Source organism: Maribacter polysiphoniae (assembly GCF_003148665.1).
Classification (GTDB): domain Bacteria; phylum Bacteroidota; class Bacteroidia; order Flavobacteriales; family Flavobacteriaceae; genus Maribacter_A; species Maribacter_A polysiphoniae.
In genome coordinates this window covers 74,437-99,129 of record NZ_QGGQ01000001.1, presented here as the reverse complement: position 1 = coordinate 99,129, position 24,693 = coordinate 74,437, and the positions used below count along the sequence as shown (strand labels likewise).

The 24,693-nt window shown below is 40.1% G+C and carries 24 protein-coding genes; 16 read left to right on the top strand and 8 right to left on the bottom strand.

Annotated elements, in window-relative coordinates:
• Window positions 1-2 precede the first annotated feature (2 nt).
• The 5 genes from LX92_RS00430 (at window position 3) to LX92_RS00410 (ending at window position 5,925) form a co-directional block, all read left to right on the top strand.
• Window positions 3-551: a CopD family protein gene (locus LX92_RS00430; RefSeq protein WP_109648311.1), complete on the top strand. Its 549-nt coding sequence runs from the start codon at window positions 3-5 to the stop codon at window positions 549-551.
• 182 nt (window positions 552-733) lie between these two features.
• Complete coding sequence (locus LX92_RS00425; RefSeq protein WP_109648310.1) at window positions 734-2,158, top strand: sensor histidine kinase; 1,425 nt, start codon at window positions 734-736, stop codon at window positions 2,156-2,158.
• Between the two features lie 13 nt (window positions 2,159-2,171).
• A complete protein-coding gene (locus LX92_RS00420) occupies window positions 2,172-2,954 on the top strand; it encodes an enoyl-CoA hydratase/isomerase family protein (protein WP_109648309.1) in 783 nt (260 codons plus the stop codon).
• Between the two features lie 20 nt (window positions 2,955-2,974).
• On the top strand, window positions 2,975-4,531 hold the full coding sequence (locus LX92_RS00415; RefSeq protein ID WP_109649015.1) for a hypothetical protein: 1,557 nt from the start codon (window positions 2,975-2,977) through the stop codon (window positions 4,529-4,531).
• 320 nt (window positions 4,532-4,851) lie between these two features.
• Window positions 4,852-5,925 carry a PA0069 family radical SAM protein gene (locus LX92_RS00410; protein ID WP_109648308.1) on the top strand — a complete coding sequence of 358 codons (1,074 nt, stop codon included), beginning with the start codon at window positions 4,852-4,854 and terminating at the stop codon, window positions 5,923-5,925.
• Window positions 5,926-5,968: 43 nt separating this feature from the next.
• On the opposite strand, the gene LX92_RS00405 is transcribed toward LX92_RS00410, so the two are convergent.
• The 3 genes from LX92_RS00405 to LX92_RS00395 all read right to left on the bottom strand — a co-directional run bounded on the left by LX92_RS00405 (window position 5,969) and on the right by LX92_RS00395 (window position 7,881).
• Entirely contained in the window at window positions 5,969-6,631 is a 663-nt protein-coding gene (locus tag LX92_RS00405; RefSeq protein WP_109648307.1) for an HD domain-containing protein, read from the bottom strand.
• Entirely contained in the window at window positions 6,628-7,365 is a 738-nt protein-coding gene (locus LX92_RS00400) for a lysophospholipid acyltransferase family protein (protein ID WP_109648306.1), read from the bottom strand. The genes LX92_RS00405 and LX92_RS00400 overlap by 4 nt, the downstream gene beginning before the upstream one ends.
• 105 nt (window positions 7,366-7,470) lie before the next feature.
• Entirely contained in the window at window positions 7,471-7,881 is a 411-nt protein-coding gene (locus tag LX92_RS00395; RefSeq protein ID WP_109648305.1) for a BrxA/BrxB family bacilliredoxin, read from the bottom strand.
• 133 nt (window positions 7,882-8,014) lie between these two features.
• Here LX92_RS00395 and LX92_RS00390 point away from each other — a divergent pair, with 133 nt between their 5' ends.
• The 4 genes from LX92_RS00390 (at window position 8,015) to LX92_RS00375 (ending at window position 11,525) form a co-directional block, all read left to right on the top strand.
• Window positions 8,015-8,749 carry a TerB family tellurite resistance protein gene (locus LX92_RS00390; RefSeq protein WP_109648304.1) on the top strand — a complete coding sequence of 245 codons (735 nt, stop codon included), beginning with the start codon at window positions 8,015-8,017 and terminating at the stop codon, window positions 8,747-8,749.
• A gap of 16 nt (window positions 8,750-8,765) precedes the next feature.
• Window positions 8,766-9,350, top strand: coding sequence for a HupE/UreJ family protein (locus LX92_RS00385; RefSeq protein WP_109648303.1), 585 nt, complete (start codon window positions 8,766-8,768; stop codon window positions 9,348-9,350).
• A gap of 90 nt (window positions 9,351-9,440) precedes the next feature.
• Window positions 9,441-9,881 (top strand): deoxycytidylate deaminase, encoded by a 441-nt coding sequence (locus tag LX92_RS00380; RefSeq protein WP_109648302.1) that lies wholly within the window; start codon window positions 9,441-9,443, stop codon window positions 9,879-9,881.
• Window positions 9,882-9,899: 18 nt separating this feature from the next.
• Window positions 9,900-11,525, top strand: a complete 1,626-nt coding sequence (locus LX92_RS00375) for a S41 family peptidase (RefSeq protein ID WP_109648301.1) — start codon at window positions 9,900-9,902, stop codon at window positions 11,523-11,525.
• On the opposite strand, the gene LX92_RS00370 is transcribed toward LX92_RS00375, so the two are convergent.
• Both LX92_RS00370 and LX92_RS00365 read right to left on the bottom strand, forming a co-directional pair.
• The gene (locus LX92_RS00370; protein WP_109648300.1) at window positions 11,522-11,725 is read right to left on the bottom strand and encodes a hypothetical protein; all 204 of its coding nucleotides are present in this window, start codon (window positions 11,723-11,725) and stop codon (window positions 11,522-11,524) included. The genes LX92_RS00375 and LX92_RS00370 overlap by 4 nt on opposite strands.
• A gap of 3 nt (window positions 11,726-11,728) precedes the next feature.
• A complete protein-coding gene (locus LX92_RS00365; RefSeq protein WP_109648299.1) occupies window positions 11,729-12,307 on the bottom strand; it encodes a MarC family protein in 579 nt (192 codons plus the stop codon).
• Window positions 12,308-12,430: 123 nt separating this feature from the next.
• Here LX92_RS00365 and LX92_RS00360 point away from each other — a divergent pair, with 123 nt between their 5' ends.
• A complete protein-coding gene (locus LX92_RS00360) occupies window positions 12,431-13,003 on the top strand; it encodes a DUF3109 family protein (RefSeq protein WP_109648298.1) in 573 nt (190 codons plus the stop codon).
• Here LX92_RS00360 and LX92_RS00355 read toward each other — a convergent pair.
• On the bottom strand, window positions 12,993-14,918 hold the full coding sequence (locus LX92_RS00355; protein ID WP_109648297.1) for a tetratricopeptide repeat-containing sensor histidine kinase: 1,926 nt from the start codon (window positions 14,916-14,918) through the stop codon (window positions 12,993-12,995). The two genes, LX92_RS00360 and LX92_RS00355, sit on opposite strands and share 11 nt — an antisense overlap.
• A gap of 42 nt (window positions 14,919-14,960) precedes the next feature.
• On the bottom strand, window positions 14,961-15,695 hold the full coding sequence (locus LX92_RS00350; protein ID WP_109649014.1) for a LytR/AlgR family response regulator transcription factor: 735 nt from the start codon (window positions 15,693-15,695) through the stop codon (window positions 14,961-14,963).
• Window positions 15,696-16,032: 337 nt separating this feature from the next.
• Here LX92_RS00350 and LX92_RS22345 point away from each other — a divergent pair, with 337 nt between their 5' ends.
• The 5 genes from LX92_RS22345 (at window position 16,033) to LX92_RS00330 (ending at window position 23,059) form a co-directional block, all read left to right on the top strand.
• Window positions 16,033-16,173 carry a hypothetical protein gene (locus LX92_RS22345; RefSeq protein ID WP_170117771.1) on the top strand — a complete coding sequence of 47 codons (141 nt, stop codon included), beginning with the start codon at window positions 16,033-16,035 and terminating at the stop codon, window positions 16,171-16,173.
• A gap of 52 nt (window positions 16,174-16,225) precedes the next feature.
• Window positions 16,226-16,783 (top strand): hypothetical protein, encoded by a 558-nt coding sequence (locus LX92_RS00345; RefSeq protein WP_146197780.1) that lies wholly within the window; start codon window positions 16,226-16,228, stop codon window positions 16,781-16,783.
• 732 nt (window positions 16,784-17,515) lie between these two features.
• The gene (locus tag LX92_RS00340) at window positions 17,516-18,502 is read left to right on the top strand and encodes a ribonucleotide-diphosphate reductase subunit beta (protein ID WP_109648295.1); all 987 of its coding nucleotides are present in this window, start codon (window positions 17,516-17,518) and stop codon (window positions 18,500-18,502) included.
• Between the two features lie 135 nt (window positions 18,503-18,637).
• Window positions 18,638-21,121, top strand: coding sequence for a ribonucleoside-diphosphate reductase subunit alpha (locus tag LX92_RS00335; protein WP_109648294.1), 2,484 nt, complete (start codon window positions 18,638-18,640; stop codon window positions 21,119-21,121).
• 612 nt (window positions 21,122-21,733) lie between these two features.
• Window positions 21,734-23,059: an alpha-L-fucosidase gene (locus tag LX92_RS00330; protein ID WP_109648293.1), complete on the top strand. Its 1,326-nt coding sequence runs from the start codon at window positions 21,734-21,736 to the stop codon at window positions 23,057-23,059.
• Between the two features lie 2 nt (window positions 23,060-23,061).
• Here LX92_RS00330 and LX92_RS00325 read toward each other — a convergent pair whose 3' ends face one another.
• Window positions 23,062-23,973 (bottom strand): hydroxypyruvate isomerase family protein, encoded by a 912-nt coding sequence (locus tag LX92_RS00325; RefSeq protein ID WP_109648292.1) that lies wholly within the window; start codon window positions 23,971-23,973, stop codon window positions 23,062-23,064.
• 238 nt (window positions 23,974-24,211) lie between these two features.
• Between LX92_RS00325 and LX92_RS00320 the strand changes: the two genes are divergently transcribed.
• Window positions 24,212-24,655: a DinB family protein gene (locus LX92_RS00320; protein WP_109648291.1), complete on the top strand. Its 444-nt coding sequence runs from the start codon at window positions 24,212-24,214 to the stop codon at window positions 24,653-24,655.
• Window positions 24,656-24,693 lie beyond the last annotated feature (38 nt).

The window sequence follows — 24,693 nt, the reverse complement described above, 5'->3', positions numbered from 1 at the left end:
AAATGGAATATTACAATTATATAAAAGCGTTGCATCTGATATTTGTGGTAACCTGGTTTGCAGGGCTGTTCTATATTCCCCGTTTGTTCATATATCATATTGAAGCATCTAAAAAACCATCCCCGGACAAGGAGATACTGACCGATCAGTTGAAATTGATGACCAAGCGTTTATGGAAAATCATTACATGGCCATCGGCCATTTTATGTACCCTTTTTGCTGTTTGGCTACTGGTTTTACAGCCGATTTGGTTACAGCAACCTTGGATGCTTGTTAAATTGCTTTTTGTGGTGCTTTTGATTCTTTATCATTTAAAATGCCACCAAATATATAAGCAATTACAGCGAGATGAGGTAAAATATACCTCTCGGTTTATGCGTATATGGAATGAAGGTGCTACCCTGATCTTGTTTGCCGTGGTTTTTTTGGTCATTCTAAAAAATGCCTTTAATTGGATTTTCGGTGTGGTCGGTATCATGGTGTTGGGTATTCTCCTTATGCTGGGTATACGGCTTTATCGACGCATTCAGCAGAAAAATCCACGGGCATAGTCCAAAGTCCTTTGGAAGATGCATCAAGGGCAGAAGGCAAATTTCTTTTCGATGGTTTTGAAAAGAGGCCAAACCCTCCGGTTTCATTGGGTCTGATAATGGCCTGATATTTGCTATCTTTATGGACAAATTACAGCGCCTTGGTCAGAAATATTTCCTTACGTTCAAGAATATTCGCCACCATGATTTTATTGGTGCTGATAGCATCTATATTAATTTCTGGGGTAACCATCTATCAATATCGCCAAACCTTAAAGGATTATCATGCCCACCGTTTGGAACGGAAGGAAGAACAGGTAAAACAGAGTGTTCGGTACACACTCCAAAAAACGACATATCCACTTACAACGGAAAACCTGCATCTTATTTTTAAGGATGATATCTATCAAATTGCCGATGTGCTGAATGCACCTTTCAATATCTATGATTTGGAAGGTCAATTGATAAAAAGCTCAAGACCTCGTTTTGAAATCGACCCGCAATCCAATTGCTTGGATACCGAGGTGCTCGATAATCTGGCAATGAGTGTTACGCGACGGTATTTGGAAAAGAATTCTGCCGCAGGGGATAAGTATCAAGCTTCATACACCTATATCAACGACAATAAATTTAAACCCATTGGTATATTAAATCTGCCGTATTATGAGAACAATGCCTTGAACGATATGGAATTGCGGGATTCGTTGATCCGATTGGGATGGGTGTACTTTTTAATGCTATTGATTGCCATAGGGTTGGCCTACTTTATCACTAAATATATTACACGATCGCTTCATACGGTTTCCGATATGATGTTCAAAACCGACCTGACCAAACGGAACAAAAAAATCATCATTGAGGACTCAGGGTCCGAAATCGGAAAGTTGGTGACCGCATATAACGCCATGATAGACGAACTAGAGTTAAGTGCGGTAAAATTGGCAAGAAGCGAACGGGAACAGGCTTGGCGTGAAATGGCTAAACAAGTGGCCCATGAAATCAAGAATCCGTTGACACCCATGAGATTGAGTGTCCAAAGTTTTGAACGTAAGTTTGACCCGACCGACCCTGATATCAAAAAGAAAGTTGCAGAGTATTCCAATACCTTGATACAGCAAATAGATACCATGAGTAGTATCGCCTCGGCTTTCTCAAATTTCGCCAAAATGCCGGCCCAACAGAATGAGACCCTGGATGTGGTGAAAATTGTTCGGTTGGCCTTGGACATCTTCAACGAACCCTATATCCACTTCATTAGTGATGAAAAGGAAATCATTGCCAAATGTGATAGGACCCAACTCATCAGGGTGGTTACCAATCTGGTAAAGAACGCTACCCAGGCAATGATGAACCAACCATCGCCCAGGATTTTGGTAACCGTGGCATCTGAAGGGGAGAATGTAAAGATTTGTGTAGCGGACAACGGTATTGGTATTGCCGATGATATGACCGATAAGATTTTTGAACCAAAATTCACAACCAAGTCCAGCGGTATGGGACTCGGATTAGGTATGGTTAAGAACATAGTGGAAACTTATAGCGGAAGCATAACCGTTACATCCCAGCCTGGAAAAGGAACGGTTTTTACCGTAATCTTCCCTAAAAACCAAATTCCAAGGAATCAATAGAAACAACATTCATATGGAGTATCAGAACATTTTGGTGAATATCGAAGGCAGTACGGCTACGATCACCATTAATCGTCCCAACAAATTAAATGCCCTCAATAAGGATACCATAAAGGATCTACATGGGGCTTTCAAAAAACTTGAAAAGAATAAGAAAGTACGGGTTATCATTATCACGGGAAGCGGGGAAAAGGCTTTCGTCGCTGGTGCGGATATCGCTGAGTTTTCGGGTTTTTCAAAAAAAGAGGGAAAAAAATTGGCCGCAAAGGGGCAGGAAATGCTTTTTGATTTTGTTGAGAATCTTTCCAAACCCGTTATTGCCGCCGTAAATGGTTTTGCATTGGGGGGTGGACTCGAATTGGCGATGGCCTGTCATTTTAGGGTGGCTAGTGAAAACGCTAAGATGGGCCTTCCAGAGGTATCATTGGGGGTCATTCCCGGCTATGGGGGTACCCAGCGCTTGCCTCGTTTGGTGGGTAAGGGAAGGGCCATGGAAATGATCATGACCGCAGGCATGATCGACGCCCAGAGGGCCTTGGATTATGGGTTGGTCAACCATGTGGTGCCACAAGAAGGACTTATGGGGCTTTGCACGCAATTGGCCGACAGGATATCGAATAATTCCCCCGTTGCCATTGGTTACGCAATAAAAGCCATAAATGATTGTTTTAACAATAATGTAAATGGATATGCCACGGAAATAGAGGCCTTTGGTGAATGCTTTGGTACAGCCGACTTTAAGGAAGGTACCAGTGCGTTTTTAGAAAAGCGAAAAGCTGATTTCCCCGGTAAATGAAAATCCTAAAAACCCTACTCATGAATTTTCGAAAATACGCATCACTATTCATTCTTTTTATAGCTTCCTGTACGGTTGTGGCCCAGGAAATCCCTCTCGATTTTTCAATCGGCGAGAAATATAACGACAGGTATAAATATTCAAACCTTTTGACCATTTCCAATGATGGTAAAGGAGGTACGTTCCTGGTAAGGTCCTATTATACGGGGGTGATCCTAAAACCAAAAGGATATTTGATAGAACATTATGATGCCAATATGCAGTTGATCAATGAGTATAATTATAAACTCAAGAACGCGAATTTGGTTGATGGTTATGTGGCCAATGGACAGATTTATCTGATTTTCCTGGATTATGATTATAATGCTTTGGCTTATGAATATTCAGTACATCGTAGTCCGCTTTCAGAAATGAATTTTACTAAGGAAACGTTATTGACCGTTCAATCACAGGAAGTATCCAATCCCTTGGATAAAAATTATTATAACCGAAATTTCTCTTCAGGGTTCACCACCTCTGTTTTGTTCAATGACAAAAAGAATGCCTTTGTGATCAGTACCCATTTTAAAAAGGGAAAAACGAATAAGCATTTTATTTACATGTTCAATGCCAGTTTGCAAAAAGTAGCCGAACATGATTTTTCTGCTGAGGTGGAAGAGAAGAACTACGCATTTGAGAATGTCGCTTTTTCAAAAGATCTACAAGAAGCCTACATCATTGGTAAGGCCTATTTTAAAAAGAAAAGGTTTTTAGCCAAAGATCGTAGGTTCCAATATGAGTTGATAAAGGTGTCCCGCAGTGGCGCGCAAACCCAAACATTTGATGGGCCTGGTAAATTCTCCGAGGCTTTGATTCCCGTAATTAAGGACAATGAGTTGTTTTGTGTTGGTTTCTATGCCAATAGAAAGGATAACAGATACAATGGTTTGGCTTATTTTAAAATTAATATGAACACACTGGAAATCAACACCAAGAAATACAGTCCGTTTTCCGAACAGTTCATGGTTGATAAGTTTGGGCGTGAGGAGGATAAGGTAATCAAGGATTTGGTGTTCAAGAATGTGAATATATCCAACGATGGTACTATCCATTTCAATGCTGAGGAATATTTTATAACCACAAGTGTACAAGCAAATTCAAGCGGAGGCCGACTTAAGGTTACCAGATATCACCATAACGATATTGTCAGCGCAAAACTAAGTGCTGACGGTGATATGTTATGGGCACGGAACATCAACAAGGCAGAGGTGACCCAGGGCGATGGTGCCTACGCCTCCTATAGTTCCTATACGAAAGATGGCAATACCTACTTTTTCATTAGTACGGCAGCGGAAAATCCGCAATTATTGCCAGGTGATCGATTACTTTTTAAACAGGGATTGAGTCGAAACAGGAATGTATTCGTCATTAAATTGGATACAGAGGGGCATATTAGTTATAAAAAACTTATTGATGATAAGGAAGCCCGTTTGCCATTAATGGTATCCAAACCCTTGTTTAATACCCAAGACAACCAAATTATCTTTTATGCCAAGAGAGGTAATAAAAAGCAATTGGTAAGTGTACTCATCAAGTAGTCAGTAGTCAGTTGACAGTGGTCAGTATGCAGTAGTCAGTAGCCAGTATGCAGTAGTCAGTATGCAGTTGACAGTATGCAGTATGCAGTGGTTCGTTGAGAATTGCGGTGGGTGATATATGGGTATTACGGTCATTTCGACGGAAAGGGGACATCACATCCTACCGATCACGTACGGCCACTCAGTATATTTTCACTTTCTATATTGCGATTCCTATTGGTCGGAATCACCGTCGATTTTAGTTCCCCGAACAAAAAATTATTTAATGATTACATCGTATAAAAAAGGATATAATCCATAAATTTGGAATAAATCCTAATTTGAAAGATTCAAACTATCGTAAAGGAAGAGGTGCACAGGCCTATGTGCCCAACAAATTTTCACAGTTCAGTCATGAAACCCGGGATGATTTCTTGGAATTTTGTCGTATTGAGGGTGAGGAAGCCCATCAAGGTAGCACCAACTATATCCCCATTTTTCCCAAAACCATTGTGAATAAGGTAACGAGTCCGGATGTGGGTATGGGTTACTCGCTAAACCCGTATCAAGGTTGTGAACACGGCTGTATTTATTGCTATGCCCGAAATACCCATGAATTTTGGGGTTATGGGGCGGGCTTGGATTTTGAACAGCGGATTTTGGTCAAGAAAGAGGCACCCACACTTTTGGAGGAAAATTTGAAGAGTAAAAGGTGGAAGGCCGAAACCATTGTGCTTTCTGGTAATACCGATTGCTACCAACCGGCAGAGAAAAAATTTGAACTGACCAGGGAATGCCTAAAGGTGTTTTTAAAATACAAACATCCTGTGGGTATTATTACCAAAAATGCATTGGTTTTAAGGGATATGGATATATTAAAGGAGTTGGCCCATGAGGGTTTAATAGCCGTGAATATATCGGTAACCTCACTTTCGGAAGAAACCCGTAGGGTATTGGAACCACGTACAACGACCATTAAGAAACGATTGGAGACCATTCGACTGCTTTCGAAAAATGGAATCCCCGTAAATGCCATGTTGGCCCCGATTATTCCAGGTATAAATAGTCATGAAATCATCAATTTGGCCAAGGCGGTTTCTGATAATGGAGCTTTGTCCTTTGGGTATACTATTGTACGTCTGAATGGAGCCATAGGTCAAATTTTCACGGATTGGATCCATAAGGCATTACCCCATAAGGCCGATAAGGTACTTGCCCAAATCAAATCGTGTCATGGCGGTACCTTAAATGATAGTCGGTTTGGTATGCGCAGCAAGGGGGAGGGTAACATAGCCTTTCATATTCACGATATGTTACGATTGGCACGACGTACTTATTTTAAGGATAAGGAGTTGCCAAAATTGAACAAAGGACTTCATGAACAGTATAAAAAAGGACAGTTGAAGTTGTTTTGATTGGAAAGCTATCTTGGTTTACTGTAAGAATGTCAATGGGTGGTTACGATTCACCATTCCATTCCCGGTAAAATTGCTCTAGGTAGTTGAGCATAAAATCATGTCTCTCCTCGGCCATTTTGGTTCCCATTGGGGTGTTCATCTTATCTTTTAGCAATAACAACTTTTCGTAGAAATGGTTTATCGTCGGTGCCTTTGATTTTTTGTATTCTTCCTTGGTCATATTCAAATTGGGGGCAATATCAGGATTGTATAGTTCCCGATTCTTGAATCCACCATAATTAAAGGCCCGTGCAACCCCGATGGCCCCTAGGGCATCGAGTCGGTCTGCGTCTTGGATTATCTGCAGTTCTTTGGATTTGAACTTCGTTTTCCCATCCTTTGACAGACTGTTTTTAAACGAAATATTATTGATGATGTTTACGACATGGGTTATGGTTTTGTCGTCAACAGCGATTGATTTCAAAAACGCTTGGGCTATATCAGGTCCAACGGATTCATCCCCATCATGGAATTTTGCATCGGCAATATCGTGCAACAAGGCCCCTAGGGATACCACAAGTGAATCAACGTCCTCGTCCTTCGCAATTTGTTTGGCGTTTTTATACACCCGTTGTATGTGAAACCAGTCGTGCCCTCCTTCAGCCTCTTTCAGGGTCTCCTTTACAAAAGCGATGGTCTTTGTGATGGTTTCAGGTTCTTTCATTGTGGAGGATGTATGCCGGATTTAACCCTTTCTTCGACAAGGGTGAACAACGCATCAAAATCACCATGGTTTTCAATAGGTTCATGAACATCAAAAGTGAGATGGTTGCCTATGCCATATGGGAATTTGCCATAGCGGAGCATTTTCCATGAATTGTTGATGCTCAATGGGACAATCAGTGCGGATGGTGCATTTTTCATTAAAATCTTAAGACCGGTCGGTTGGAATTTTTTAGGTTCTCCAGTTCTACTTCTGGTTCCTTCCGGGAAAATCACAGCGCTTCGATTGTGCTTTTCAATATATTTGCCCAGTTTGGCAATTTGAACCAAGGCCTGTTTACTATCCTTTCTATCGATCAATACAGAACCTCCATGCCTGAGGTTATAGGAAACACTGGGAATGCCTTTTCCCAGTTCGATCTTACTCACAAATTTAGGATGGAATTTCCTCATGAACCAAATGATCGGTGGTATATCGTTCATGCTTTGATGGTTCGATACGATAATCAAGGGCCGGTCTGTCGGAATTTGATAAGGATTATTGAATTTATAGGTAGTTCCCAAGAAATGGGTGCAACGCAACAAGCATAAATTGAGGAGGCTAACGCTTGCCTTATGGGCCTTATAACCAAACAAGTTGAAACAAATCCATTGGATGGGATGAAACACCGCAAGTGCCAATCCAAAAAAGAGGAAATAAATAATGGTGAGCGGATATGCCAAAATCTTTTGCATGTCACAAAAATAAAGGAGACCTGTCAAGTTTTCAAAACCTGACAGGTCTTTTTGCAATTTTTTGTTGTGATTACCTGATTCAACTCCTTAAAAAGGGTCGGGCTTTTAACAAAATTCGTTATAGGCTTCTGTCAAATTCTCGGCTATGAGTTCTGCAGGCCTACCTTCAATATGATGACGTTCAACCATATGAACCAATTCACCATCCTTGAAAAGGGCAATACTCGGTGATGATGGCGGAAATGGAATCATAAGATTTCGCGCTGCATTAACAGCTTCCGTATCAACTCCGGCAAATACAGTTACGCAATGATCCGGTTTCTTATCGTTCATTAAACTTATCTTGGCAGCAGGTCGTGCATTGGCCGCAGCACAACCGCAAACCGAATTTACAACCACCAAAGTTGTACCTTCTTTCTTAATGGCGCTTTCAACCGCATCGGCTGTAAACAATTCTTCGAACCCGGCATTAGCCAAGTCGTCTCTCATAGGTTTTACCAATTCTGCTGGATACATATTTTGCTTTTTATTGATTTATAAAAGTGGTCAAAGATAACTAATTTGTCGTAGTACTCTTGATTACTTAACTTTTCGTTACCACTTGTTTTGCTCGGTATTATCATATCTTTGGCAAAAATTAAGAATTGATATGATTAAATGGTTAGCAGCCGTAGTCGGTTTTACCATTAGAGGTTTTTCCGGAGCGATTTTAGGATTTTTATTTGGCAGTTTTATCGATGGTCTAAGTGGGGGGGGTAAATCCAGTACCGTGTTCAGTGATATGACGCGTCAGCAGGTATCGCCTGCCGATTTTGAATTGAACTTACTTTCCCTTTGCTCCATTGTTATCAAAGCGGATGGTTCGGTTAACCAACGTGAGTTGGATTATGTGCGCCAATATTTTGTGGCCAACTATGGCAAGGATAAGGCCAATGCTATTTTCAGGACGTTTAATGACATCAATAAGAAGCATGAAATCTCGGCACAACGCATATGTACCTATCTAAACCAAAGGACCCGTTACGAAGTACGGCTACAGTTGTTGCACTTCTTGTTCGGGATTGCCCAGGCAGATGGGATGATACGTAATCCTGAGGTGAACAAAATACGGGAGATTGCGGGTTATTTAAAGGTAGCCATGCGCGACTTTGAGAGTATTATGGCCATGTTCATCAAATCGGGTGACAACGCGTACAAAATTCTTGAAATCGATAAAACGGCGACCAACGACGAAATTAAAAAAGCATATCGGACCATGGCAAAAAAATATCACCCCGATAGGGTAAACACAGAGAATGAAGCCATAAAAAAAGGTGCCGAAGAGAAGTTCAAAGAGGTGCAGAAGGCCTATGAACTAATTCAACAAGAAAGGGGTATAATCTAAAATCAGTCTTATAAGAATGTCGAATTTTTGGTTTTACATAGAGTTGGGGCTTAATCATGTTCTCGATTTTTCAGCTTATGATCATATTTTGTTTTTAACGGCCTTGAGTTTGCCCTTTACCTTTAAAAGTTGGAAAAAAGTGTTGGTATTGGCAACTGTATTCACCATTGCCCATTGTACCTCGTTGGGGTTATCCGTTTATGAGGTTGTGGTTATGGATAGTGGGTTGATCGAGTTTCTTATTCCAGTGACCATTTTATCGACCGCAATATTCAATTTGGTATACCTCAAATCCAAAGCCAAGGAAAAAAGTATTCTATTGCATATTTTGGCAACTGGTTTTTTTGGCTTGATACACGGTTTTGGCTTCAGTAATTATTTTAAGATGCTTATGGCTGGTGAGGAAGAAAAATTGTCGCCCTTATTGGGTTTTGCCGCTGGCATCGAGTTGTCCCAGGTACTTATCGTCATGGCCGTGCTTGCATTGGCATATATCATTCAATCGTTTTTCAAAGTAAAACAGGTCTTTTTTGTTACAGGAGCCTCTATATTGGTTATCCTTATCACAATACCCATGCTGGTTGCAACGTTCCCATGGTAGGTTAATGTTAATTTTACCCCATAGTTTTGTCAGGCTTTTATAAAGCGGGTATCTTAGTCCCCCAACAATGAATGGGTAGATTTTGTCTCTATGAAAAAATCCAAACAAGAAAAATATGACAGGGCCTATTTAAGAATGGCAGCGGAATGGGGTAAATTGTCCTATTGTAAACGCAAACAGGTCGGGGCGATCGTGGTGAAGGATCGAATGATCATTTCTGATGGTTATAATGGAACGCCCACCGGTTTTGAAAATTTTTGTGAGGATGATGAAGGGTATACCAAATGGTATGTACTTCATGCAGAGGCAAATGCCATTTCTAAAGTGGCGTCATCAACCCAGTCATGTGAGGGGGCGACACTTTATATTACACTCTCACCCTGTCGGGAATGCAGCAAATTGATACATCAATCTGGCATAAAACGTGTAGTATATAAAGTAGCCTATAAGGATGTTTCCGGATTGGAGTTTTTGGAAAAGGCCGGGGTCGAATTGGTGCATATGCCCATAATAGAGGAATCAGCAATCTAATATCATCGTAAGTCAAGTTTGAAAAAGAAGTACAACTACATATTACCCACGATTATTGCGGCAGCATTGGCTGTCGGTGTTTTTGTTGGTGGAAAGCTCCATTTCAATGATTCACCGGAAAAATTGTTTACCACAAATTCCAAAAAAGACAAACTCAACAGGCTTATAGACTATATCGATTATGAGTATGTCGATGATATTGACACGGATAGTATCGTTGATGTGACGGTCAACAATATTCTTGAAAAATTAGATCCACATTCCGTATACATTCCCAAACGTGAAATGGAAGAGGTTTCCGAGAACATGAAGGGTGATTTTGTGGGGATAGGCATTAATTTTTATCCGTATAAGGATACAATTGCGGTAATACGGACGATAGACGATGGCCCGAGCTTTTTAAAAGGCATATTACCGGGTGACCGTATTCTAATGGCAGATAACGATACGTTGTTTGGCAAGGATTTGGCCAGTGATAATATTGTTGAAAAATTAAAGGGACAGAAAGGTTCTTATGTAGAACTCACGGTATATCGTAAAAGTGAGGACAAAACCTTCAAGGTTGATGTGCGAAGGGATGTTGTCCCCATTAAAAGTGTATCGTCCTATTTTATGATGACCCCGACCATGGGGTATATCAAAGTGAATCGTTTCGCCGAATCAACATTCCGGGAATTCAAGGAAGCCCTAAGTGCTTTGAGAAGGCAGGGTGCCGAAAAGCTCACGTTGGATTTAAGGGATAATCCAGGGGGCTATCTCGGTATAGCCGAGCAAATGGCCGATGAGTTTTTGCAAGATGGCAAATTGATCCTTTTCACAAAGAACAAAAAAGGTAAAATAGATAAGATATACGCCACCGATAAAGGTAGTTTTGAGGACAAGCCCATTTATGTGCTGATCAATGAACGTTCCGCCTCTGCCAGTGAAATAATTGCCGGGGCATTACAAGACAATGATATAGGCACCATAGTTGGCCGTCGTTCTTTTGGTAAAGGCCTTGTGCAGCGTGAGATGGATTTGGGCGATGGTTCTGCTATACGGTTGACGGTATCTAGATATTATACCCCAACGGGACGCAGTATTCAACGTACCTATAAAAATGGGAACAAGGATTACTACAAACGGTTTACCGATAGGTATCATAATGGAGAATTGGTCTCCGTGGATAGTATAAAAGTCGCAGACTCCTTAAAATTCACGACCCCTAAAGGTCGGGTAGTGTACGGGGGAGGGGGTATCATACCTGATGTTTTCGTTCCTATTGGATCCAATGAGGAAGAGGCCATAAAGAGTATGGATAACCTGGGTTTTCTATCGTTTTTTGTTTTTGAATACCTGGATGGGGACCGCCATAGATTCGACGATTATTCCCAAGAGGAATTTGTCAATGATTACAAGGTAGACGATATCCTTTTTGAAAGGTTTGTCGATTATTCAATAGAACGAGGTCTGAAAATGGATTTTTATGACAGTGAGGACCAACTAAAGTTGTATATAAAGGCAGCTTTGGCAGACCAGTTGTTCGGTGCGAACATCCATGCGAAAATTAAGGGATCGTCGGATGCCATGCTTAAAAAGGTCTTGGAATTGGACAGCCCAATAGTGAAGCAGGGGGAAGTCGATAAAATCGATGCAACCAACTAATCTTCCTCTATTTTCTTTTGTATCTTTTTTGAAGTCAAGAAAATCAACAACAAGACAATGGCACAAAGTGCGGCCAGGATACCTATAAGGGCTATAACACTATTGCCTTCGATGGGATTGTCAAAATCAACCAAGGTTACATTATAACCTATGAGTACGATGCCCAAAACAATCAATATGATGATAAAGGTTTTGCTCATTTTTTAAAACAATGCATTAATATTGGCGGTGAACAGTTTCACGGCAATGGCAAGTAATATTACCCCAAATACTTTTCTGATAATACTGATTCCATTTTTGCCCAGGAAATGTTCTATTCGTTTTGATAATTTTAAAACGATATACACAAAGATAATATTTACAAGTATGGCAACAATGATATTTTCCACATGAAATTCTGCCCGAAGTGACAATAATGAGGTCATGGTACCCGCACCCGCTATCAAAGGGAAGGCAATAGGTACAATGGAGGCACTTTCCGGGGCGTCATCCTTATAAAGGGTTACACCCAATATCATTTCTATGGCAAGGAAAAAGATAATGAACGACCCTGCAACGGCAAAGGAATATACGTCAATACCGATTAAGGTCAGTATTTCCTTTCCTACGAAGAGAAATGCAATCATAATTAAAGCCGCTACGACTGAGGCTTTTTCCGATTGTATGTGGCCAACCTTATTTCGCAGCCCGATAATGATAGGAATACTTCCTATGATATCTATTACGGCAAAAAGAACCATGCTGGAAGTGGCGATTTCCTTGATGTCTAAGTCTAAATTCATTTGTAAAAATTAAAACAGTTGGCAAATCTACGTTAAGTCATCAGTATTTAGATGTTCTTTATTAAAATATAATCGATTTTATTCTAAGGGCAATATACTATCTTTGGACACAAATAAAGGTGTATGTTTCAATTGGGTAATACCATAGTTTCCGAAGAGATCATAGAGAATGATTTTGTTTGCAATCTTAATGCCTGTAAAGGTGCCTGCTGTATAGATGGCACGGCAGGGGCACCTGTCGAAGATCATGAAACTGAAATCCTCGTGGATATATACAAGGATGTTAAGCCCTTTCTTCGTCCAGAGGGTATTGCAGCCATTGAGGATCAAGGGGCGTTCATCAAGGGTGAAGATGGTGAATGGGAAACCACATTAGTGAACAATAGCGAATGTGCCTATGTCATTTATGATGATAAAAAAATAGCCAAGTGCGGCATTGAGGAAGCCTATAATCAAGGGGTCATTACTTGGAAAAAACCGGTATCATGCCATATGTATCCGGTACGTATACGGGAGTATAGCGAGTTTACGGCGGTGAACTACCACAAATGGGAGATTTGTGATGCAGCTTGTGAATTGGGGGCTTCCCTTAAAGTGCCCGTCTACAAATTCGTAAAGGAGGCGTTGATCCGTAAATTCGGGAAAGAGTGGTATGCGGAATTGGAAGAAATCGCTGCCGATTACACTAAATCGTAGGTAGGTGTAAAACGACTTTTGTCCCTGTTGCTTTTTTCTTCTCATCGAAGAGGTCAATTATGGTTACATCAAAGGTGTTTTGGTAGTCCTTCGCAAAATTGGCCAGGCGTTCCTTGGTGATTTCTATCCCTACGGATTTTCGTTTGAGGACCTTGCTCTTTTTTATGGTTTCCGCAGCATCCCTACCTACACCATTGTCGGTGATACTGATATCAATAAAATTGTTGTTTCCCCTACTCACATGAAGGTCAATGCTTTTTTCGCCGGTTTTGGACGATAAACCATGCCAAAGGGCATTTTCCAGAAAAGGTTGGAGTATCAATGATGGAATCTTGATGGTATGTATGTCAATGTCCTTATCGATGGTAATCTTGAAGTTGATTTCATTCGAGAATCGGATGTTCTCAATATTCATATAGAGTTCAACGGTCTCTAATTCTTCGGCCAACGGAATCTCTTTCAATGAGGAGGCTTCAAGGATTTTGCGTACTAATTTCGAAAACTTATTCAAGTAATGTACGGCATTCTTTTTGTCGTTGTTTATGATATATAATTTAATGGAATTCAGTGAGTTGAATAAGAAGTGGGGGTTCATTTGACTACGCAACATCGACTGTTCCAAGGTCAAGAGCTTTTTGTCGTTTTTTAGTTGATATTGCCGATAGAGAATATAAAAGACACCGGTTAAAAGTATTAGGGCAAAGCCTCCGATCAACAATCGTGTTTGGTTCTTACGGAGTTTTAGTTTTACGATTTCATAATCCTTATTGATGATTTCTATTTCGTTGTTTTTCTTTTCAATGTTGTAGCGACTGATCATATCACCGACATACCGTAAATTACGCTCGTTTATGGTCTTTTCCTCAAATTCCTGGGCCAGTTTGTAATAGGTCATCGCTTTTTTGTAATTGCCCTGTTTTTCAGCCAGTTCCGATAGATATGAATTTGCCAGTGAAATATTGGAAGGTAGATTATGTCTTTCGGCAATGGCAAGGCCCTGATCTAGATTTATTTGCGCCTTTTTCAGGTTGTCTTTTAAAAGGTATGCCCGGCCGAGATTAATGTATACCCCTGAAGTAAGGTATTTGTCACCGATTTCCTGGGAAGATAATAAGGTAGGCTCCAGAATTTCCAAGGCTTCATCCAATTTGTGCTGAGCAAGGTATACATGGGCAATACTGTTTTTGCAGATGACTTTTCCGTTTTCACTGTTGATCTCTTCGTTGTATGCCAAGGAGGTCCTATAGCTCTTTAGGGCCTCATCCAATTTGCCTTGCATTTCTTGACACTCACCAATGTTTTGATGGTTTATGGCGAGACCCAATTTATTGCCCAATTCATTTTCGAGTTTCAACGATTTTCGGAATTGCTCAATGGCCAGGTCATATTGTTCCAGGGTTTGGTATAGGTTTCCAATACCATTTAAGGATACATTAATGCTCCTTTTTAGACCTTCGGAAGGGTTTTTGACCGTTTCGGCCAATTCAAGGGCTTCCTGACTATAGTCCAAGGCTGATTTAATGGCGTCCCTTCTGCGGTGTATGACACTGAGCATATTTAAACTGTATACCCTGAATTCGAGATTGTCTTCCTTGGTGGCGGCCTCCAAAGCAGCTTGATGTAGGCGTATGGCCTGTGGAAATTGGGAAATATCCCTGTATCTACGGCCTAATTGGTTGTAGGCATAGGCCTGTCCGCTATAGTATTCCTGGGCAATGGCTTCATTGACAAAATAGCGCATTAATATGGTATCCTTTCTTGAAGGCCTCACAACGGCATCTATTTCTGAATACGTCTTAGGACCAGCTTTAATAAGGCTATCGATAGTTTTTTTGAATGCGGCAGGAATGTTTTGGGTATTCCCTATTTGGCTAAAGAAAAATATAGAGAGAAATATGTATTTCCATTTACCCATAAAATATGCTGTGTAATTTTTGTAAAGTGGTTTAGGAGGATGTCATATCATATCCAGAAAATCTGACTTTTTTTGTCTTGAGACCGGAATTTTATGGTTAGAACTTAGGATTACATATCCATCTGTTTTTAAGAACTCCTTTATTTTATGGAGGTTGATGATGTATGAGTTGTGGATCCTGAAGAAGGAATCGTTTGGGAGTAGGTCATTGACCTCCTTTAATTTTTTGGTCAGTACTATTTTTTGGCCATCGGTTAGGTAAATGGTGCTGTAGTTGCCATCAGATTCCGCATAAAGAATTTCATCACTTTCCAGGAAGAGCAGCTTGCCGTCAGTGTTGAACGTGATTTTTCTGTGATGGGTATTGGAATTGAAGTTCAGTAGAATTTTTTCCAAACGTTCAGAAGTGTAGCTCTTGGCATTGAATTTTTTGATTTTAACGATAGTATCTTTTAAATCATCCGTATCAATGGGTTTTAAAAGATAATCAATGGCCTCGTTTTTAAGTGCTTTGATGGCATATTGATTGTAGGCAGTGGTAATGACCACCGGAAAATTCTTATTGGTTAACTTCTGAATAAATTGAAAGCCATCCATTGTGGGCATTTCTATATCGAGGAAAAGGCAATCCGGTGTGTTTTTTGAGAGATATTCCAAAGCTTCAAAAGGGTCCGTGAATGAGGCACTGACGTTTATTTCATTACTGAAATTAGTCAGTTCCCAGGTAAGACTCTGGAGCGCTTTTATCTCGTCGTCAACAATTATAGCTTCAAGCATAGTGTAAAGTCGTATTGTAAGATAATCAAATTTAAAATTAAGTTGGAAGTATTCAAGCGAATTTGTATCAATGGAACTATTTTGAGTATGATTGGTTATTATTCTTGAAAATAGGGTTTCTTGACGTATGCTGGTCGTTTCGGTGAAAATTCTTACAAAACCTTGTGTTATGGGAGTTGTGAGGCTTTTTCGTATACCGTTTATACATATTTTAACACCATTTATACAATAAGTCATTATCTATGAATTGGCATCCAATAAATTAGGGGTATGAAAAATTGTTTTTGTCCCCACATATCAAAGTGCAAAACAACGAATAGGAATTAAAAACAGACTCATGAAAAAATGTTTAATTATGTTCACCTTATTGTTGCTTGCGCTCGTTGTGGCCGTATTGGTAGAGAAAGATAACGACATGGGTACTGCCCATGATTCGCTTATTAGCGAGAACCATTCAGATATACAGATGCGGGATTGAGATGTTATGCCCTTAAAGTGGAAACGGGTTATCTATTAACAAAAAGTCGGAAATGATGAATCACTATATGCTTAAATCCATGAAAATTGCGTTTTGGTTCCTGATGCCATTCTTGTTTATATCCAATTCGGATATAGATCCCAATATGGCATCCAACGGGAAACTAGAAGGTTTTACACACTATGCCAATGAACCTTTTGAACAACTGTTGAAGGGCAAGGCTACCTTTGAGACCAATATGGGAACTACCGATCAAGGAGCCGCTTATTCCTCAATATCGCTACGGTTTGGTAATGAGGGAAATAATCAGGAGCATATCATGGGGTTTTTAATTAAAAAAATGAACAGTCAAAAGCAACTGGCGATTGGTGAATACGGATTGTCAGGACATATCAATGGGTTGTTGAACAACTTTGACGGGGTCTTTGGTTATGCAGATGCCAAATCTTTGGGTGGGGAGCCATTGTTCATGAAAAAAGGAAAATTAGTCATTACACAAATAGATGAATTCAATATATACGGGTACTTAGACGTGGTGTTCATGGATAACAGCAACGGAGAATTATTCGTTAAAGGCGATTTCCAAGCTCGGAACTTGGGTGGGGAATGATATAATATATTGACAAATAGGAGTGTGTGATAAAAATTATGTATTTTTAAAGGTTCTAAATCCTGTAAAAAACAAGGTAGGTAGGGGCTTTTAGAAAAAAGAATTTAAAATATAAAAAACTGCCAATCAAAAAGGTACGGCTCAATGGGGTATACAAATATTTGTGTACAACTGTTTTAAGCAACAGCCTAACTGATGGGAACTACATTTGACACCTTAATCAAATTTTTGATTTGATGGTAGCTTGATTATAGGTTTCGGGGGAACTACCTAGATCAGCACAAATTGTAGTCAAATTGATTTTGATTTATCAGAGGGCCGTACAATTTGGCAGTATTTTTATTTTTTAAGGGAATTCCCATTAGGTCGATTATTGATCCTTTAAATCCATAACACTTATTTTAATCATGCTAAACCGATAGGGGCAACATTTGAACCTAATTGGCTGAGTGCGTGTACTTGTTTCGTATCTTATTGATATTAAACTGAATAGTATGGATCAATATACTTTTTGGTTTATTTTATTTCTTCACTTTTTTATCAAAACATTCAATTTTCAAAAAGGCAATGAACATAGTGAGTAAGCCTACATTTCAACATCTTGTGTTAAAAACTTTGTGGTCAATTTAAGAATTTGCCCCTGAAAATTAGATTGCTATTTTACATCTTTGTTATTCCCAGCAGCAGGGTAAGTATCACCTTGGTCAAATAACTTTTTAAATAAACAGTATTATGCCAGAAGCCTTAGAGCCCATTTTACAGGAGAACAAAGATCGTTTTGTGATCTTCCCAATACAACACCATGATTTATGGGATTGGTATAAAAAACAAGAGGCGTGTATCTGGACAGCCGAAGAAATCGATCTTCATCAAGATCTTGCCGATTGGAACAATAAATTGAGTGATGATGAAAAGTATTTCATCAAACACATATTGGCATTTTTTGCTGCATCCGATGGAATTGTAAATGAGAATCTGGCTGAGAATTTCGTCAATGAAGTGCAATATTCCGAGGCTAAATTTTTCTATGGCTTCCAAATAATGATGGAGAATATCCATTCCGAAACGTATTCCCTGCTGATAGATACCTATGTTAAGGATGAAAAGGAAAAGGATATCCTTTTTAGGGCCATTGAAAACTTTCCTGCAATAAAAAAGAAGGCCGATTGGGCCTTAAAATGGATAGAATCCCCCAGTTTTGCCGAAAGGTTGATTGCCTTTGCGGCCGTGGAGGGTATTTTCTTTTCAGGTTCTTTCTGTTCCATTTTTTGGTTAAAGAAAAGAGGTTTAATGCCTGGGTTGACCTTTTCCAACGAACTTATATCCAGGGATGAGGGAATGCACTGCGATTATGCCGTACATCTTCATAAGCACCACATCATAAACAAAGTGCCTAAAAAACGTATTACTGAAATTATTGTCGATGCCTTGAATATTGAGCGGGAGTTTATAACCGAGTCCTTACCGGTAAGCCTAATAGGGATGAATTCAAAACTGATGACGCAATATTTGGAGTTTGTTACCGATCGGTTATTGGTAGAACTGGAATGTGATAAGGTCTATAATTCGACCAATCCTTTCGATTTCATGGATATGATATCACTTCAAGGAAAAACCAATTTCTTTGAGAAAAGGGTGTCAGAATACCAAAAAGCCGGTGTTTTAAACAAGGACAAGGACGAAGATTCCCAAAAAATCAGTTTCGACGCTGATTTCTAGGCACGGGTTGATTATAGGATACTTATAGGGGTGATACCCAATAGGAGTTTGCCTATTTGCACTGCGTTTAAGGCCTATGGCCTTATACATGAATGTATACACTAACAGATAATAACAATAAACAATTTTAACTCAATGTATGTAATAAAAAGAGACGGAAGAAAAGAAGTGGTAATGTTCGATAAGATCACGGCCAGGGTTAGAAAATTATGCTATGGCCTTAACGACCTAGTAGACCCATTGAAGGTGGCCATGCGTGTTATAGAAGGACTTTATGATGGGGTTACCACATCGGAATTGGATAATTTGGCTGCAGAAATAGCGGCTACCATGACCACCATGCATCCTGATTATGCGAAATTGGCTGCACGTATTTCTGTTTCCAACCTACATAAAAATACTAAAAAGTCTTTCTCGGAAACGATGAGGGACCTCTACACCTATGTGAATCCTAGGACAGGAAAGAAAGCACCCTTGCTTTCCGATGAGGTGTATAAGGTGATTTCCGAAAACGCGGAGACCTTGGATTCGACCATTATTTATAATCGTGATTTTGGATATGATTACTTTGGTTTTAAAACCTTGGAACGTTCCTATCTCCTAAAATTGAACGGACAGATTGCAGAACGGCCGCAGCATATGTTGATGCGTGTATCCGTAGGGATACATTTGGATGATTTGGAAGCGGTAAAGGAAACCTATGAGTTGATGTCCAAAAAGTATTTTACCCATGCAACCCCGACACTTTTCAATTCCGGGACCCCGAAACCCCAGATGTCGTCCTGTTTTCTTTTGGCCATGAAAGACGATAGTATCGAAGGGATCTATGATACATTAAAACAAACGGCAAAAATCTCACAATCGGCGGGTGGCATAGGGTTGTCTATTCACAATGTACGGGCTACAGGATCATATATTGCCGGTACCAATGGTACTTCCAACGGAATTGTACCCATGTTACAGGTTTTCAACGATACGGCAAGGTATGTGGATCAAGGAGGCGGAAAACGTAAAGGAAGCTTTGCGGTTTATATGGAACCTTGGCATGCCGATATTTTCGAATTCCTTGAATTGAAAAAGAACCATGGTAAGGAAGAGATGCGTGCGCGTGATCTTTTTTATGCCATGTGGATTTCCGACTTGTTCATGAAACGGGTTGAGGGTAATGAAAAATGGACATTGATGTGTCCTAATGAATGCCCGGGTCTTTTCACCACACACGGCGAGGAGTTTGAAGCGCTTTACTTAAAATATGAAGCGGAAGGTAAAGGGCGTAAGACCGTTAAGGCTAGGGAACTTTGGGAGAAGATATTGGAGTCCCAAATCGAGACCGGTACCCCATATATGTTGTACAAGGATGCGGCGAACCGCAAGAGCAACCAAAAAAACCTTGGTACTATTCGTTCGTCAAATTTGTGCACCGAGATCATGGAGTATACCTCACCTGATGAGGTTGCGGTATGTAACCTGGCCTCTATTGCATTGCCCATGTTTGTTAAGAACGGGGAATTTGACCATAAAGAGTTATTTAGGGTCACCAAAAGGGTCACCAAGAACTTGAACAAGGTTATCGATAGAAATTACTATCCGGTCAAAGAGGCTGAAAACTCGAACATGCGACATAGACCTGTTGGTTTGGGGGTACAAGGTTTGGCGGATGCTTTTATTCTATTGCGCATGCCATTTACCAGTGATGAGGCCAAGAAATTGAACCAGGAAATCTTCGAAACCCTGTACTTTGCAGCGGTTACAGCCTCTATGGAAGCAGCCAAGGTTGAGGGGGCTTATTCTACTTATGAGGGTTCTCCAATATCCCAAGGTGAATTCCAACACAATCTTTGGGGTATCGAGGATGAGGAACTTTCAGGTCGTTGGGATTGGGGCAAATTACGTAAGGAAGTTAAAAAACATGGCGTTCGCAATTCCTTATTGGTGGCACCGATGCCAACCGCTTCCACATCACAGATTTTAGGCAATAACGAATGTTTTGAACCCTACACATCCAATATATATACGAGAAGGGTGCTTTCTGGTGAGTTTATTGTGGTAAACAAGCATTTGTTGGAAGATTTGGTCAATCTGGGTATGTGGAACGAGAATATGAAGCAAGAGCTTATGAGGGCCAATGGTTCCATTCAGCATATTGAGACCATTCCGCAAGAAATCCGGGATTTGTATAAAACGGTCTGGGAGCTTAGCATGAAGGATATTATTGATATGAGTCGCCAAAGAGGGTACTTTATCGATCAAAGTCAATCCCTGAATCTCTTTATGGAGAATGCGAATTATTCCAAATTGACCTCAATGCACTTTTACGCTTGGAAGAGTGGGTTGAAGACGGGAATGTATTACTTGAGGACGAAGTCGGCGGTAGATGCCATTAAATTCACTCTGGACAATAGCAAGAAGAAAGAGGTTCCTGTTGAGGAAACGGCTACAGTTTCTGTTGCCCCAGTTGCAGTTAAAACGGCAAAAACCATAGAAGTGACCCCAACCCCGATTGCGCCGCAAAATGACGGGATGGATGTTCAGCCAATGACTCCCGAGGAAATGAAAGAAATGATCGCGCGGGCCAAGGAAGGCCAGGCCGATGATGACTGCCTAATGTGCGGTTCATAATGGAATACCGATTCGATTTCGGTATGTGTGATAGTGTTTATTGAAAAGAAAAACCCTGACGGTTCCGTCAGGGTTTTTTATATTTTATTCCCAAGTGACATTTTGGTATCCGTACAAAACACAAGCTATCATCCCCAGTATTACGGAGTAAAAATCGGGGAACTTCCTTGCTAGTTTATTGTTTCTTGAAATAGTAAGGCTTCAAGGCTAAGGAAAGTGTGTACGCCGCAATATAAATGAGTAATATGATCGTGTATTTGTCCATAATTTGGAGAATATTTAAGTATATACGTTTCAAATTCGTAATTAGATGCCGTAAAAATTGTTAAATAAATCAATATAATGTTAAAAAATAAAGTTAAACTTAAATGTGGATTTCAATTTTTAAGGATTTAGTAAGAGAGGTGTTTGATAAGCCACTATAGAATGGAACAAGTGAACCTGAAATAATGGACCTGTGTTATGGAATTGTCTTTTTGAGCCCAAGGTTGAAAATCCATGGATCCATTATAAAATTACAACGGGATTCATCCAAAAACTAACAGGCTTTTAGTATATTTAATACCCTATAATATCTACATCCATGTTTAATCCAACTAAAGCCATATACCAATGAAAATCAATAAATCATTCCTCGTATTGTTCTCCGTTTTACTCTTGTCGAATAGTTTAGGGGCACAGGAGGGTTATAAGCCTACACAGGAAAATTTAGAGAATAGGCAATGGTTCCAAGACGCAAAGTTTGGGATGTTCGTCCATTGGGGGGTCTATAGTGTTCTTGGCGGAGGAGGTGATCCGGGAATCGCCGAATGGATCATGCAAAATAAGAAAATACCCATAAAACAGTATGAAAAGCTTCCTTCTTTCTTTAATCCTGTGGATTTCGATGCGGCGGAGTGGGTTCGAATGGTAAAGGATGCCGGTATGAAATACATTACCATAACTACGAAGCATCATGATGGTTTTGCCATGTATGACTCAAAGATCTCTGATTATAATATCGTTGATAAAACCCCATATGGCAAGGATATCATTAGGATGTTGGCCGAGGAATGTCGCAAGCAGGATATTAAGCTCTTCTTTTATTATTCACAATTGGATTGGCATCATCCTGATTATTATCCTCGGGGAAGAACGGGACAGGGATTTACCGGCAGGGATGAATCTGGGGACTGGGATGCTTATCTCGATTATATGAATGGACAATTGACCGAATTACTTACCGATTATGGTCCAATAGGGGGAATTTGGTTTGATGGCATGTGGGATAAAAAAGATGCGGATTGGAAGTTGGGAACAACCTATCAACTCATACACAAGTTACAGCCCGGAGCTTTAATAGGCAGTAACCACCATGTGAAACCATATCCTGGAGAGGATTTTCAAATGTTTGAGCAGGATTTGCCCGGGGAGAATACCACAGGGTGGCAGGGTTCACATATAAGCCAATTGCCTTTGGAAATGTGTTTGACCATTAATGGTTCCTGGGGTTTTAACCTTATGGACCAAAACCATAAATCGCCTAAGGAATTGGTGCATATGTTGGTGAAGTCCGCAGGACGTAATGCCAATCTCTTATTGAATGTAGGCCCTATGCCCAATGGTCAGATACAACCCGAACACAAAGCATCATTAAAAGCCATGGGTGATTGGATAGCAGAGAATGGGGAAACCATTTATGGTACCCGAAGGGGAATCGTAGCTGCAGAGGATTGGGGTGTTTCTACCCAAAAAGGTAAAAAACTATACCTTCATATCCTGGATTGGGACAAGGATGTTTTATTGGTTCAGCCCTTTAAGGAAAAAGTACAATCCGTCGTTTTCTTTAAGGATAAGAGCAAGGTAAGCCACCGTTTGGATAAATATGGGCTACTTCTTGAAATTCCAAAGAATAAAAAAGATGGGGTCGATACGATTATCGAAATCACCTTAAAATAAAACTACATAAAACCATCGACCTTACGATAAGCATCTATAACGGCCTGTTCACCCGTTTTGCCTTGTTGTGAGTTCCCGTGCTCCATACCAAGGATTCCTTCAAATCCTTTTTCGTGGATCCACTTGAAAATGTTTCTATAGTTGATTTCACCCGTGGTCGGTTCTTTTCTTCCTGGGTTGTCCCCGATTTGGATATAGGCGATTTCCTCCCAGGTTAGGTCCATATTGTGAATGAGGTTACCTTCATTCTTCTGCATATGGTAAATGTCATATAGGATCTTGCATGAAGGGCTATTGACACCTTTGCAGATCAGATAGGTTTGTTCCGATGTTTGTAAGTAAAGATCGGGTGAATCGGAAAGAGGCTCCAAAACCATGGCCAAACCGTGGGGTTCTAGTATTTCAGCGCCCCTGCGTAACGCTTCAATGACATTTGCATTTTGGATGCCTATCGGCAAATTTCTTTGATAGCCCCCGGGCACAACGGTCATCCATTTGGCGTTTACGCGTTTTGCCACTTCCACGGCCTTTTTGCATCCGTCCAAGAAAATATCAATGTGTTCCTTTTTGCCTGCAGCAAGGGTATTCGCCATATTGCCGCCTTTTTCGACAACGAATACGCCCATGGTCATATTGCGTTTGGCAAGGGTCTCCCCCATTTTGGTTTGGAGGGATACATCACGTTTCATCATTCCGTTATCCTCAAATGCGGTAAATCCCTGATCGGCCATAAAGTTGATCTGATCAATAGGGTCTTTACCGGCATGTTCTTTGAACATACCTAAATGAGGGGCATATTTTAGATTGAAACCGGGTTTTGTAACTTCTTTGGAATTGGAAAATGCCAAGCTTCCGGTCATGGAAATTGCTCCTGTGGTAAGAGCGGTCTTTTGAATAAAACTTCTTCTTTTCATCGGTTGGTTTTAATTTGGTTTATCGGCTAAATGGTATGCGATCCTATTTGGTACGGGCGATATTTTGGTTCGATATGGCTTATTTCTTAAAGGTATTTCGTAAGTCTTGAAAGTAATGGTAGGTATTTCATCCTCAAGATATTAAATTGTTTGTCTTCTTGAAGCATAAATATTAAATAATTTTTCTACATTTAAAAAACCTAGATTGGGCTAAAAAGTTAAACTAACAAACAATTTTATGAAGGTCTTTTTTAATCATTTGTTTGATTACAATTTTTATTGCAATAAAAAATTGATTGAAGAATGTAAGAAATTCGATAAAGTACCGGATAGGAGTATTGAGCTTTTTAGCCATATTCTAAATGCCCATCATTTATGGAATTCAAGAATCCTTACCAAACCCATTAGTTATAAAATATGGCAAAGCCAGCCGATATCGGATTGGGCGGATGTACATTACGACAATCAAAGAACCTCTTTTGATATTGTCACCCATACCAATGAGTTTGAAAAGCGTGTTGATTATGAGAATACCGAAGGCAGATTGTTCACCAATACCATTCAAGAGATGCTTTTTCAAGTCATCAACCATTCTACACACCATAGGGCACAGATAGCGATGGATTTTCGGGCCAATGGTTTGGAGCCTATCAATATGGATTATGCCTTTTACAAACGGTAAATACCAAGGAATGGAGACGAAAACTTGGTTTTTGGGTT